This is a genomic window from Streptomyces sp. NPDC091376 (assembly GCF_044757085.1).
Taxonomy (GTDB): Bacteria; Actinomycetota; Actinomycetes; order Streptomycetales; family Streptomycetaceae; genus Streptomyces; species Streptomyces pratisoli.
Window position 1 is genome coordinate 290,892 of record NZ_JBIVUF010000003.1, and the last position, 12,773, is coordinate 303,664.

General features: G+C 68.9%; 11 protein-coding genes. 3 read left to right on the top strand and 8 right to left on the bottom strand.

Features of this window, described 5'->3' with window-relative positions; translation table 11 throughout:
- Nucleotides 1-110: 110 nt before the first annotated feature.
- The 3 genes from ACIQMR_RS09095 to arc all read right to left on the bottom strand — a co-directional run bounded on the left by ACIQMR_RS09095 (nt 111) and on the right by arc (nt 4,014).
- Nucleotides 111-329: a ubiquitin-like protein Pup gene (locus tag ACIQMR_RS09095; RefSeq protein ID WP_266375567.1), complete on the bottom strand. Its 219-nt coding sequence runs from the start codon at nt 327-329 to the stop codon at nt 111-113.
- 135 nt (nt 330-464) lie between these two features.
- On the bottom strand, nt 465-1,976 hold the full coding sequence (gene dop / locus ACIQMR_RS09100) for a depupylase/deamidase Dop (protein WP_340369105.1): 1,512 nt from the start codon (nt 1,974-1,976) through the stop codon (nt 465-467).
- Nucleotides 1,977-2,247: 271 nt separating this feature from the next.
- Complete coding sequence (gene arc, locus ACIQMR_RS09105; protein ID WP_266375563.1) at nt 2,248-4,014, bottom strand: proteasome ATPase; 1,767 nt, start codon at nt 4,012-4,014, stop codon at nt 2,248-2,250.
- Between the two features lie 257 nt (nt 4,015-4,271).
- On the opposite strand from arc, the gene ACIQMR_RS09110 reads away from it, so the two are divergent.
- A complete protein-coding gene (locus tag ACIQMR_RS09110) occupies nt 4,272-4,550 on the top strand; it encodes a ferredoxin (protein WP_266375562.1) in 279 nt (92 codons plus the stop codon).
- Nucleotides 4,551-4,580: 30 nt separating this feature from the next.
- Here ACIQMR_RS09110 and ACIQMR_RS09115 read toward each other — a convergent pair whose 3' ends face one another.
- The 3 genes from ACIQMR_RS09115 to ACIQMR_RS09125 form a co-directional block, all read right to left on the bottom strand.
- Complete coding sequence (locus ACIQMR_RS09115; protein WP_401384644.1) at nt 4,581-5,159, bottom strand: hypothetical protein; 579 nt, start codon at nt 5,157-5,159, stop codon at nt 4,581-4,583.
- Between the two features lie 200 nt (nt 5,160-5,359).
- Nucleotides 5,360-6,247, bottom strand: a complete 888-nt coding sequence (locus ACIQMR_RS09120) for a tRNA (adenine-N1)-methyltransferase (protein ID WP_401384647.1) — start codon at nt 6,245-6,247, stop codon at nt 5,360-5,362.
- 55 nt (nt 6,248-6,302) lie between these two features.
- A complete protein-coding gene (locus ACIQMR_RS09125) occupies nt 6,303-7,550 on the bottom strand; it encodes a site-2 protease family protein (RefSeq protein ID WP_401384650.1) in 1,248 nt (415 codons plus the stop codon).
- Nucleotides 7,551-7,657: 107 nt separating this feature from the next.
- Between ACIQMR_RS09125 and ACIQMR_RS09130 the strand changes: the two genes are divergently transcribed.
- Nucleotides 7,658-8,599 (top strand): RecB family exonuclease, encoded by a 942-nt coding sequence (locus ACIQMR_RS09130; RefSeq protein WP_401384653.1) that lies wholly within the window; start codon nt 7,658-7,660, stop codon nt 8,597-8,599.
- Nucleotides 8,600-8,713: 114 nt separating this feature from the next.
- Nucleotides 8,714-9,385, top strand: a complete 672-nt coding sequence (locus tag ACIQMR_RS09135; RefSeq protein WP_401384656.1) for a response regulator — start codon at nt 8,714-8,716, stop codon at nt 9,383-9,385.
- Nucleotides 9,386-9,476: 91 nt separating this feature from the next.
- Here ACIQMR_RS09135 and ACIQMR_RS09140 read toward each other — a convergent pair whose 3' ends face one another.
- Nucleotides 9,477-11,063, bottom strand: coding sequence for an ABC transporter substrate-binding protein (locus ACIQMR_RS09140; RefSeq protein WP_401384657.1), 1,587 nt, complete (start codon nt 11,061-11,063; stop codon nt 9,477-9,479).
- Nucleotides 11,064-11,122: 59 nt separating this feature from the next.
- The gene (locus tag ACIQMR_RS09145) at nt 11,123-12,730 is read right to left on the bottom strand and encodes an ABC transporter substrate-binding protein (RefSeq protein ID WP_401384660.1); all 1,608 of its coding nucleotides are present in this window, start codon (nt 12,728-12,730) and stop codon (nt 11,123-11,125) included.
- Nucleotides 12,731-12,773: the final 43 nt, after the last annotated feature.

Below are 12,773 nucleotides of genomic sequence, written 5' to 3' on the forward strand. Positions count from 1 at the left end.
CACGGACCTTACCCGTGCCACCGCCGGTCATCCGTCCCGGTTCCGCCGACCTTGTGCGGACCGGTACCGGGACGGACAACTGGAGTTACCCCCGGCGAAGTTGGGGGAGGCTACTCGCCGCCCTTCTGGACGAAGGACCGCACGAAGTCCTCTGCGTTCTCCTCGAGGACGTCGTCGATCTCGTCGAGTACGGAGTCGACGTCGTCGGACAGCTTCTCCTGGCGCTCCTTGAGGTCCTCCGAAGCCTGCGCTTCCTGCGCCTGCTCCTCGACCTCCTCGGTGGAACGCGTGGCCCGCTGCTGTCCGCCGCCGGTGTCCTTGGTCGCCATATCCCTCACCCCGCTCGGTTTGCCCGTCTGGTTCGGCACACTCAAGATCAGACCCTACAAGCAGGGTCTGACATCGGCCCCTCGCTTTGCTCAACGTCCGGGGGCCACCTTCATGATTCCCGGACGCGGGCCATTTCAGCCGCCGGAGAGGACGCGGACCAGCTCCTCCGCGGTCCGGCACCGGTCCAGGAGCTCCTTCACATGGTTACGTGTACCTCGCAACGGTTCCAGCGTGGGCACCCGCTGCAGAGAGTCACGGCCGGGGAGATCGAAGATCACCGAGTCCCAGGAGGCCGCGGCCACGTCGTCCGCGTACTGCTCCAGACAGCGACCGCGGAAATACGCCCTGGTGTCCTCAGGAGGCTTGCTCTCGGCGCGCTCGACGTCCGCCTCGTCCAGGAGGCGCTTCATCTTCCCGCGGGCCGCCAGACGGTTGTACAGGCCCTTCTCGGGGCGTACGTCGGCGTACTGCAGGTCCACGAGGTGCAGCCGGGCCGCGTCCCAGTCCAGGCTGTCGCGCCGCCGGTAGCCCTCCAGGATCTCCTTCTTCGCGATCCAGTCGAGCTCGCCGGACAGGCTCATCGGATCGTTCTCGAGCCGGTTGAGGGTGTCCTCCCAGCGCACCAGGATGTCGCTGGTCTGCTCGTCCGCGTCCACGCCGAAGCGCTCCTCGACGTACTTCCGGGCCAGCTCGAAGTACTCCATCTGCAACTGGACCGCCGTGAGTGTCCGGCCGCTGCGCAGCGTGACCAGACGCTGCAGGCCCGGGTCGTGGGACACCTGGTGGAGCGTGCGGACGGGCTGGTCGACCGCGAGATCGACGTTGATGAAGCCGTCCTCGATCATGGACAGGACCAGCGAGGTCGTGCCGAGCTTGAGGTACGTCGAGATCTCCGACAGATTCGCGTCGCCGATGATCACGTGGAGCCTGCGGTACTTCTCCGCGTCGGCGTGCGGCTCGTCCCTGGTGTTGATGATGGGCCGCTTCAGCGTGGTCTCCAGCCCGACCTCGACCTCGAAGTAGTCCGCCCGCTGGCTGATCTGGAAGCCGTGCTCGTGGCCGTCCTGGCCGATCCCGACCCGGCCGGCACCGGTGACCACCTGGCGGGACACGAAGAACGGCGTGAGGTGCCGCACGATGTCCGAGAAGGGCGTCTCCCGCTTCATCAGGTAGTTCTCGTGCGTGCCGTAGGACGCGCCCTTGTTGTCGGTGTTGTTCTTGTACAGGTGGATGGGCTGGGCGCCGGGGAGCTGAGCGGCCCGCTCGGCGGCCTCCGCCATGATCCGCTCGCCGGCCTTGTCCCAGAGCACGGCGTCGCGCGGATTGGTGACCTCGGGTGCGCTGTACTCGGGGTGGGCGTGGTCCACGTAGAGCCGGGCACCGTTGGTGAGGATCACATTGGCCAGGCCGATGTCCTCGTCGGTGAGCTGGCTGGAGTCGGCGGCCTCGCGGGCGAGGTCGAAGCCGCGGGCGTCCCGCAGCGGATTCTCCTCCTCGAAGTCCCAGCGGGCGCGTCGCGCCCGGTGCATCGCCGCCGCGTAGGCGTTGACGATCTGGGACGAGGTGAGCATGGCATTGGCGTTCGGGTGGCCGGGGACGGAGATGCCGTACTCCGTCTCGATACCCATTACTCGCCGTACGGTCATGCGGCCCTCCTTGCCCGGCGGCGCTCCCGTCTGGGGGCGGCGCTCAAGTACCGCTCGTGCTCCGGTGCGTGTGCGGTGCCCGTCCCCGCACTGCGCGACCCGGCGGTACGGACGAGCCTAGAACGCCTCTGCGCTGGTGGGGAGATCAATTCGGTCATTGCTCTGTGTGGTGCGATTACCCGTCCGGACGCCCTGGGAAAGCAGGCGGCTGCGGATGCCCTCCCCCGCCTTCGACGGGGGAGCCCCAGGACATCCGCAGCCGGGCTGCGATCTACAGGTACTGACCGGTGTTCGCCACCGTGTCGATGGAGCGTCCGGTGTCCGCGCCCTGCTTTCCGGTGACGAGGGTGCGGATGAAGACGATCCGCTCGCCCTTCTTTCCGGAGATCCGGGCCCAGTCGTCCGGGTTCGTGGTGTTCGGCAGGTCCTCGTTCTCCTTGAATTCGTCCACGCAGGCCTGGAGCAGGTGCGCGACGCGGAGACCCTTCTGGTCGTGGTCGAGGAAGGCCTTGATGGCCATCTTCTTCGCCCGGTCCACAATGTTCTGGATCATGGCGCCGGAATTGAAGTCCTTGAAGTACAGGACTTCCTTGTCGCCGTTGGCGTACGTCACCTCGAGGAAGCGGTTCTCCTCGGATTCGGCGTACATCTGCTCGACGACCGACTGGATCATGCCCCCGACCGCCGCCTCCTTGGAGCCGGTGTGCTCCGCGAGGTCGTCGGCGTGCAGCGGCAGCGTCGGCGTGAGGTACTTGCCGAAGATGTCCTTCGCGGCCTCCGCGTCCGGACGCTCGATCTTGATCTTGACGTCGAGCCGGCCGGGGCGCAGGATCGCGGGGTCGATCATGTCCTCGCGGTTCGAGGCACCGATCACGATCACGTTCTCGAGGCCCTCGACACCGTCGATCTCGGCGAGCAGCTGCGGAACGATCGTGTTCTCGACGTCCGAGCTGACACCGGAGCCACGGGTGCGGAAGAGGGACTCCATCTCGTCGAAGAAGACGATGACGGGGGTGCCCTCGCTCGCCTTCTCCCGGGCACGCTGGAAGACCAGGCGGATGTGCCGCTCGGTCTCGCCGACGTACTTGTTCAGGAGCTCGGGGCCCTTGATGTTGAGGAAGTAGCTCTTCCCCGCGGGCTGGCCGGTCACCTCGGCGACCTTCTTGGCAAGGGAGTTGGCGACGGCCTTGGCGATCAGCGTCTTGCCGCAGCCGGGCGGGCCGTAGAGCAGGATGCCCTTCGGCGGCCGCAGTTCGTGCTCCTTGAAGAGATCGGGGTGGAGGTACGGGAGCTCGACCGCGTCGCGGATCATCTCGATCTGGCCGCCGAGGCCGCCGATCTTGTCGTAGTCGACGTCCGGGACCTCTTCGAGGACCAGCTCCTCGACCTCGCTCTTGGGGATCACTTCGTAGACGTAGCCGGAGCGGGGCTCGAGCAGCAGGGCGTCGCCGGGACGGACGGTGGTGTCCAGCAGCGTGTCCGCGAGCCGCACCACCCGTTCCTCGTCGGTGTGCCCGATCACCAGGGCACGCTCGCCGTCCTCGAGGATCTCCTTGAGGGTGACGATGTCCCCGGCACGCTCGAACTCCATGGCCTCGACCACGTTGAGCGCCTCGTTGAGCATGACTTCCTGGCCGCGCCGGAGCTCCTCGAGCTCGACGCTGGGGCTGACGTTCACCCGGAGCTTGCGGCCCCCGGTGAAGATGTCGGCCGTGCCGTCCTCGTTCGCCTGCAGGAAGACACCGAAGCCGGCCGGCGGCTGTGCGAGCCGGTCGACCTCCTCCTTGAGGGCCACGATCTGGTCGCGGGCCTCACGGAGCGTGTTCGCCAGACGCTCGTTCTGTGCGGACACGCCGGCCAGGTTCGTCTGCAGCTCGACGATCCGCTCTTCGAGAATCCTCGTATGACGCGGAGAGTCGGCGAGCTTGCGGCGCAGGACGGCGATTTCCTGCTCGAGATAGGCAACCTGGCCGGCGGGGTCTTCAGACCCTCGTCCCGGCCGGAAGCCGCGGTTGTTGTCGTCGTCGTGGGCTGCCACGGTCCTCACCTCCTCCAAGGGGAGCTGGACGCTTCCTGACCCTACCTGGGTGGGTGGTGATTGAAACCCCTAGATCACAAAGACGGAAGGGGTGTGTCCGATCTTCACCCTTGCGCTGCCCCTCACGCCAGGGGAATACCCACCCATCAACATCGGAAAGCGGGCGGTTGTATCGTCGGAGCGGTCAACACCCGTCAGGGCTGGCCCATATTGATACAACACGGCTTGATGCACACCGCGCAGGAACGGCAGGCGACATGAACGAGGCTCTCGAGGTCTGGATCGACCAGGATCTCTGCACCGGCGACGGCATCTGCGCCCAGTACGCGCCCGAGGTCTTCGAGCTGGACATCGACGGTCTGGCGTACGTGAAGAGCGGTGAGGACGAGCTGTTGCAGCAGCCGGGCGCCACAACGCCCGTACCGCTGCCGCTGCTGACGGACGTCATCGACTCGGCCAAGGAGTGCCCGGGCGACTGCATTCATGTACGCCGCGTTTCGGACAAGGTCGAGGTGTACGGGCCCGAGGCGGACTAGACCCCTCACCGGCGCACGCAGGGTGAGGATTCAGGCACTCCCGGTGGCGGCGGCGTCCTCGGCGGACTCGACGAACTTCCCGCCGCGCCACTGCCACTTGACCTTCTCCTGCCGGTCCGGACAGCAGCGCGGCACGTCCTGCGAGGAGTAGCCGAGGAGGGTCGCCGTGACCGCACCGTCACGGACGGCGAAATCGGCCACGCTCAGCCGTCTCGTGGGCTCGAGGAGGGTCGCGACGACGCGCGGGGTGCCGGGCGCCGACCGGGCCAGCACGTAGATGCCGCTCGGCGGAGTGCCGGAGCCCGCGGCGCAGCGCGCCACCACGACCGTCTCCGCACCGCCGTCGCCGTCGAGGTCCCCCGAGACGCTCTTGACCAGCTGGGTGGCCGCCGAGCCGCATTCCAGCGGCAGCTCGACGTCGGTGGCGTCCGGCGCCGGTGCCGGAGCCGCGGCGGTGACCGTCTTCGGACCGGACTGGCCCGCGTTCGCGTGATCGGGCTGGAGCACTCCCGCCCCGGCGACGACCGCGGCCATGGCCGTCGCGGTGGCCAGCCAGTGCACCGGGCGGGCGTGGGTGTGCGCGAGATCCGGGACGGCGGAGGTCTGCACCGAGGCGTCTCCTGTTGAACAACGGTACCGGTGGGGGTGCCCCGCATAGTGCCACACGTCACAGGTGGCGGGAACAGGGGGTACGGAACCTCCTCGGTGAGGAGTCAACGTAAGAGCGCCGCCGTCGAGTTCCCGTGAACTGCCGGGGAACTCGACGGCGGCGCCATCGCGTTGTGCAGGGGCGTCGGCCCGATGGGCGCTCAGCCCTTGTTGGGGCCTTCGTAGTCGTCGCCGTACGCACCCTTGGCGGGCCGGCGGCGGCGCATCGGGGGCTCCACACCGTCAGCGAGACGGCGGGCGGTCACGAGGAAGCCGGTGTGGCCGATCATCCGATGGTCCGGGCGCACGGCCAGACCCTCGACGTGCCAGTTCCGGATCATCGACTCCCAGGGCTGCGGTTCGGCGTAGCAGCCGATCTCGCGGATGGACTCGACGGTCCGCGCGAGCTGCGTCGTGGTCGCCACGTAGCAGCACAGGATGCCGCCGGGGACCAGCGCCTTGGAGACGGCGTCCAGGCACTCCCAGGGGGCCAGCATGTCCAGAATGACGCGGTCGACGTCGGCGTCCGAGAGATTGTCCTGAAGGTCGCCGACGGTGAGCGTCCAGGCGGGGTGCGGTCCGCCGAAGTAGCGCTCCACGTTGCCCTGGGCGATCTCCGCGAAGTCCTCACGGCGCTCGTAGGAGTGCAGCATGCCCTCGTCGCCGATCGCACGCAGCAGGAAGCTGCTGAGCGAGCCCGATCCCACCCCGGCCTCGACGACGCGTGCGCCGGGGAAGATGTCGGCGAAGGCCAGGATCTGCCCCGCGTCCTTGGGGTAGACCACGGCGGCGCCGCGGGGCATGGACAGGACGTAGTCGGGGAGCAGGGGGCGCAGCGCGAGATAGGCCACGTTCCCCGTGGTACGGACAACACTGCCCTCGGGAGCGCCGATCAGCTCGTCGTGCGGGAAGGAACCCTTGTGGGTGTGGAAGTTCTTCCCTGCCTCGAGCGTGAACGTGTAGTGGCGTCCCTTGGGGTCGGTGAGCTGGACCTGGTCCCCGACCTTGAAGGGCCCGCGACGGCGGGCGGCACCGGTCGGTTCGGACATGTGACCAGTGTATGGGCTCCGCGAACCCGCCCGTGCCACACGGGTTCGGGAGCGCTCAGGTGCCCGGGCGGGCCATGGCGGCCACGAAGGCCCGCTCGACGTCCGCCGTGGAGAGCACTCCGTAGATCTCACCGGTCTCCTCCACCACCAGGTACTCGGTGGCGGGGCTGGCGCGGAGACGGTCGAGGAGCACCTCGCCGGCGAGTTCGGCGGGGATCCTCATGCCGTCGGTGAGGTCCTGGGAGAGCCCGCCGACGGCGACCCACGGGCGGCGGTGCTCGGGAACGCCGACGATCGCGGCCTCCCGGACGAGGCCCGTCGGGTCACCGCGTCCGTCGACGACGACGAGGGCGCGGGCGCCGGCCTCGTTGGCACGGCGCAGCGCCTCGGAGAGCGGGGTGTCGGACTCGACGGGGACGGCACGCCGGGTGAGCGCGCGGGCCTGCAGCTCGGGCAGGTGCTCGCGGAGGCGGGCCATGCGCAGGCTGTTGCCCGCGCCGGTCCAGATGATCGCGGCGAGGATCGCGGCGAGCAGCGCGTCGGTGACGGTCTCCATGCCGCCGATGTCCTCGGTGGCGTTGCCGAGCGCGCCGGTGTGGGTGAGCAGCGGAAGGCCGATCAGCACGGCGACGGCGAGGGCCCGGCCGACCCAGGCGGCGGCGATCGTGCCGCTCATCGGCCTTCCGGTGATCTTCCAGACGACCGCGCGCAGCATCCGGCCGCCGTCCAGCGGGAGTCCCGGCAGGAGGTTGAAGGCGGCGACGATGAGGTTGGAGATCATCAGCCCGGCCAGCAGGACGCCGGGGACGGTGCCGGGCTCGACGGCGTACATGCCCGCGTAGAAGACACCGGCGAGCACGAGCGACAGGAGCGGTCCCACGAAGGCGAGGACGAACTCGCGGCCGGGGGTCTCGGATTCCTTCTCGATCTCCGATACGCCGCCGAAGAACTGGAGCTGGATCCGGCGCACGGGCAGCTTGTAGCGGAGCGCCACGACCGTGTGGGCCAGTTCGTGGACGAGCACGGAGGCGTAGAAGGCGACGGCGAAGAACAGCGAGACCAGGTAGCGGGCCCCGCCGAGTTCGGGCAGGACTCTGTCGAGCTGTCCGCCGAAGACCCAGGTGATCAGGGCCGCCACCAGGAACCAGCTGGGCGCGACGTACACGGGCACACCGAAGGGGCGGCCCATGAGAATGCCGCCGCCCGGCTCCTCGGAACGGCCCTTCTTGCCGTTGCCGGGGTCGGCTCCCTCCGTGCCGGACCGCGGCCGCGTGCGCTCGCCGCTCTCCTCGTCCTTGTTCACGGGTTCCCTTCGTTGCGAGCCGTCGCTCGTTCGATCATGCAGTGCGAGAGGGTCTGACGTCGATGGTATTCCGCTCGCTGTCAGTGGCGGGCCGTAGGGTCTGAGTCATGAGTACGAGTCAGCCGTCCGCTCCGGAAGGCGTGCCGCAGCCCGTCCTGGAGGATGTGCCCGCCACGACGGACGGGCATCCGGCGCCGCCGGAGAGCCCGGAGAGTTCCCCGTCCGCCCGGGAGGGCCGGCCGCCCGTGTCGCTGTCCCCTTCACGTGCGAGCGACTTCATGCAGTGCCCGCTGCTCTACCGGTTCCGCGTGATCGACAGACTCCCGGAGAAGCCGAGCGAGGCGGCCACGCGGGGCACGCTCGTGCACGCCGTGCTGGAGCGGCTCTTCGACGCGCCGGCGGTGGAGCGCACGCCGCCGCGGGCTAAGGCGCTGATTCCCGGGCAGTGGGACCGGCTGCTGGAGTCGAAGCCGGAGCTGAGCGAGCTGTTCGCGCAGGACGACGGCGCCGAGCGGCTGGCGCGCTGGCTGACGGAGGCGGAGCAGCTGGTCGAGCGGTGGTTCTCGCTGGAGGATCCGACGCGGCTGGAGCCCGCGGAGCGCGAGTTGTTCGTGGAGACGGAGCTGGAGTCGGGGCTGCGGCTGCGCGGAGTGATCGACCGGGTCGACGTGGCGCCGACCGGTGATGTGCGAATCGTCGACTACAAGACGGGCAAGGCTCCCCGCCCCGAGTACAGCGAGGGCGCGCTGTTCCAGATGAAGTTCTACGCCCTCGTGATCTGGCGGCTGAAAGGCGTCGTGCCGCGGCGGCTGCAACTGGTGTATCTGGGCAGCGGGGAGGTGCTCACCTACGACCCGGTCGCGGCGGATCTGGAGCGGGTCGAGCGCAAGCTGCTGGCGCTGTGGGAGGCGATCGTGCGGGCGACGGAGACGGGCGAGTGGCGGCCGCGTCCGACGAAGCTCTGCGGCTGGTGCGACCACCAGTCGGTGTGCCCCGAGTTCGGGGGCACACCCCCGGTGTACCCGCTGCCGGTGGTGCCGCCTCGCTGAGCGGCGCGGTCCGCGCTCCGGGGTCCGTCCGCAACGGGCCGCGGCCGCCCGACAGAGTCCGTTTCGGCCCGGCAGGGCAGAATGGGGCCGGTCCAGCACTCTTGAGGAGATTCCGTGGCTATCCGCGTCCTACTCGTCGACGACCAACCGCTGCTGCGCACGGGCTTCCGGATGATCCTGGAGGCCGAGCCGGAGATCGCCGTGGTGGGTGAGGCCGGGGACGGTCTGCAGGCCCTGGAGCAGGTGCGGGCGCTGCAGCCGGACGTAGTGCTGATGGACATCCGGATGCCGCGGATGGACGGGGTCGAGGCGACCCGCCAGATCACCGGCCCGGAGCGGGACGGCCCGGCGAAGGTGCTGGTGCTGACCACGTTCGATCTCGACGAGTACGTGGTGGAGGCGCTGCGGGCGGGGGCCAGCGGCTTCCTGCTGAAGGACGCCCCGGCGAACGAACTGGTGCAGGCGATCCGGGTGGTCGCGGCGGGCGAGGCGATGCTGGCGCCGAGCATCACGCGCCGGCTGCTCGACAAGTACGCCGGCCATCTGCCGTCCGGCGAGGAGCCGCTGCCGGACACGCTGAACACGCTGACCGAGCGCGAGGTCGAGGTGCTCAAGCTGGTGGCCCGCGGCCTGTCGAACGCGGAGATCGCCGCGGACCTGTTCGTCAGCGAGACGACGGTCAAGACCCATGTGGGCCATGTGCTGACGAAGCTCCGGCTGCGCGACCGCGTCCAGGCGGCGGTGTACGCGTACGAGAGCGGCCTGGTCCGCCCCGGCGCCCAGTAGGAACGTTCCCGCACGCACACAGGCGCGGGCGCACGCGCGGAGGAGCCCCGGGCCCGAAGGCCCGGGGCTCCTCTGTCGCGCCGGAGAGGCGTCAGCCCTTCTTGATCTCCCAGAAGCGGAAGACGGTCGACGCGTCGAGCGTCCACTCCAGGCCGGTGATGTTGCCGTTGTAGACGGCGTACTGCTTGCCCTGCCAGAGCGGGAGGATCGGCAGTTCATCGGCCACGAGGTTCTGGAGCTCGCCGAAGATGTCGCCGGTCGCCGAGCGGTCCGCCACGGCCGCGGTCTGCGGGATCAGCTTGCCGATCTTCTTGTTGTCATAGCCGTTGCCGAGGACATTGCCCTCGCCGAAGAACGGCTGCGTGAAGTTGTCGGCGTCCGGGTAGTCGGGGACCCAGCCCTTCACGTAGACGCCGTACTTCCCGGCCTGGATGTCCTTCTCGTACTGCTCGAACTCGACGGACTTGACGTCGGCCTGGAACAGCCCGCTCTTGTTGAGCTGCTGGGCGATGGCCGTCATCTCCAGGTCGGTGGCGGGTCCGTAGCGGCTCGGCGTGGACCACAGGGTGATCTTCACCTTGTCGTCGATGCCGGCGTCGCGCAGCGCCTTGCGGGCCTTGTCGGGCTGCGGCGAGCCGCCGTAGCGGTCGAAGTAGGCGGTGTTGTGACCGGCGATCCCGGCCGGGATGATCGAGTGCAGGGGCTCGGCGGTGCCCTTGTACACGTCCCTGACCAGGGCGTCCCGGTCGACGAGGTAGGCGAAGGCCTGGCGCACGGCGAGCTGGCTCGTGACCGGGTCCTTCATGTTGAAGACCAGGTGCTGGACCTCGGCGCTGCTGCCCTCGACGACCTCGATGCCCTTCTTGCCGGCGTCGAGGGAGGCCTGGAGCCCGTCGATGTCCTGGGCGGTGAGTCCTCGGTAGGCGACGTCGACATCGCCGCTCTTGAGGGCGGTGCCGAGCCCCCTCTGGTCGCCCCGGAAGAAGGTCAGGGTGACGCCGGTGTTCCGGACCTCCGCGGTGCCCTTGTAGTGGGGGTTGACCGAGAAGACCGCTTCCTTGTCGTCGAAGGAGTCGAGCTGGTAGGGGCCGGAGCCGACCGCCTTGCCGTCGGTGCGCAGGGAGCCGGCCTCGTACTCGCGGTGGTCCACGATGGAACCGGCGCCCGAGGCGATCTTGCTGGGGAAGGTGGCGTCCGGGACCTTCAGCTTGAAGACGACGGTCCGGTCGTCGGGGGTCTCGATGCTGTCGATCGTGGAGAGCAGCGGCCCCGGGCCGGAGTCGCTGGCGATCTTCAGGGCTCGCTCGAAGGAGAACTTGACGTCCTCCGAGGTGAGGTCGTTGCCGTTGCTGAACTTGAGGCCCTCGCGCAGCGTGCACTGGTAGACCGTGCTGCCGCCTTCGAAGCCGCACTTCTCCGCGGCTTCCGGCTGCGGGGTGGAGCCGCCCTTGGGGAAGCTCATCAGGGACTGGAAGACGTTGTTGAACAGCAGCCAGGAACCGGGGTCGTAACCGTCCGCCGGGTCCGTGGCAAGGACGTCGTCGGAGATGCCGACGGCAACCCGGACGCCTTCGCCGTCGGAGCCGTCGCCCTGCTCCGAGCCGCAGCCCGACACCAGCAGGACGGCGGACAGCCCCGCCGCGAGCGGCGCTGTCGTTCGCTTGAATCGTGCCTTCACAGAACCTTGCCTCTTGCTCTCGTAGCCGGCCGCGCCCTTCGCGACCGGGTGATGAAGGGTCAGGCGGTGCTACCGCGCTCGAGTTCCCACAACTGCAGGTCGGAGGAGGCGTTCAGCGTCCACTCGACTCCGTTGATGTCCGACCGGGCGGCGACGTACTGCTTGCCCTGCCACAGCGGCAGCACCGGGACATCGGTGGCGACGATGTCCTGGAGCTTGGTGAAGGAGGCGGAAGCGGCACCACGGTCGGCCGTGCGGCGGGACTGCGGGATGAGCTGATTGCGCGCGGCAGTGCTCACGTACGGGGTGTTGAGGAAGTTGTCCTCGTCCAGGAACGGGGCGATGTAGTTGTCCGGATCCGGGAAGTCGGGGAACCAGCCCAGGCCGTAGACGGCGTAGTCGCCGCGCTTCTGCGCCGGGCGGTACTTCGACCACTCGGTGCCCTTGACGGTCACGTCGAAGAGCCGGGTGGCGTTGAGCTGGTCGCGCAGCGCCGCGAACTCCTTGGCCGTTCCCGAGCCGTAGTGGTCGGTGGTGTAGTGCAGGGTGAGCTTCACCGGCGTGGCGGTCCGGGCCTCGTCGAGGATGGCCGCGGCCTTCTTGCGGTCGGGCTCGCCGTACTTGTTGAAGAACGAGTTGGTGTGGCCGGTGATGCTCGTCGGGATGAGCGAGTAGAGCGGCTCGGCGGTGGCGCCGTAGACGTTGCCCGCGATCTGGCCGCGGTCGACGACGGCGGCCATGGCCTGGCGGACGGCCTTGTCCTTCACGGACGGGTCCTCGGTGTTGAAGCCGAGGTAGCGGATCTCCAGGCCGGGCATCTCGCTGAGCTCGATGTCGTCCTTGGGATGGTCCTGAAGGTCCTTGATCTGCTCCGGGGACATGGCGCGCGCCATCATGTCGATCTCGCCGGACTCCAGCGCCTTGCCCATCGCCTCGGCGTCGGGGTAGGAGCGCAGCTCCACCTTGTCGTTACGGAGCTTCAGATCGCCCTTGTAGTCGGGGTTCTTGGTGAAGACCGCCTTGACGAGCCGGTCGCCGTCGGTCTCGGCGCTCATCGTGTACGGGCCCGAGCCGTCGACCTGGAAGCCGCCGCGGAGCTGCCCGCCCTCGTAGGCGTCGCGGCTGAGGATGCCGGCGACGGGGGTGGAGAGCTTGTACGGGAAGGTGGCGTCCGGCGTGGCCAGCTGGAAGACGATCTCCTTGGCGCCCCTGACCTCGATGGTGTCGATGTTGGAGAGCAGGGCGGCCGTACCGTTGTCGGACTTGATGTCCAGCACGCGCTCGATGGAGAACCTGACGTCCTCGGCGGTGACGGGCTTGCCGCCGGCGAACGTCAGTCCGTCGCGGAGGGTGCAGCGGTAGCTCTCGCTCCGGGTGTCGGTGAATCCGCAGCGGGAAGCGGCCTCGGGGACCGGCGAGCCGCCACCGCGCGGTACGTGCATGAGTGTCTGCACGGTCTGGCGGAGGACGTTCCAGGCACCGGTGTCGTAGGCGAAGGCGGGGTCGAAGGGGGCGGGTGTCTCGCTGTCGGCGACGAACTGGTCCGTCGTGCCCACGACAATGGCGTTGCCTCCGTCGGCGCCGCCGCCCGGCGTGGTACCACAGGCGGCGAGTACGGGGGCGAGCAGGCCCATCACGGCCGGCAGCACCAGTGTCTTGCGGTTCATCCTGGACTTTCTTCCTCGATCCCTCACCGGGATACAGCGGTGT

Coding starts and splice junctions, on each gene's coding strand:
- ACIQMR_RS09110 (WP_266375562.1), top strand. CDS start 4,272: ATGAACGAGGCTCTCGAGGTCTGGATCGACCAGGATCTCTGCACCGGC.
- ACIQMR_RS09145 (WP_401384660.1), bottom strand. CDS start 12,730: ATGAACCGCAAGACACTGGTGCTGCCGGCCGTGATGGGCCTGCTCGCC.
- ACIQMR_RS09120 (WP_401384647.1), bottom strand. CDS start 6,247: ATGTCCGAACCGACCGGTGCCGCCCGCCGTCGCGGGCCCTTCAAGGTC.
- dop (WP_340369105.1), bottom strand. CDS start 1,976: ATGACCGTACGGCGAGTAATGGGTATCGAGACGGAGTACGGCATCTCC.
- ACIQMR_RS09095 (WP_266375567.1), bottom strand. CDS start 329: ATGGCGACCAAGGACACCGGCGGCGGACAGCAGCGGGCCACGCGTTCC.
- ACIQMR_RS09130 (WP_401384653.1), top strand. CDS start 7,658: ATGAGTACGAGTCAGCCGTCCGCTCCGGAAGGCGTGCCGCAGCCCGTC.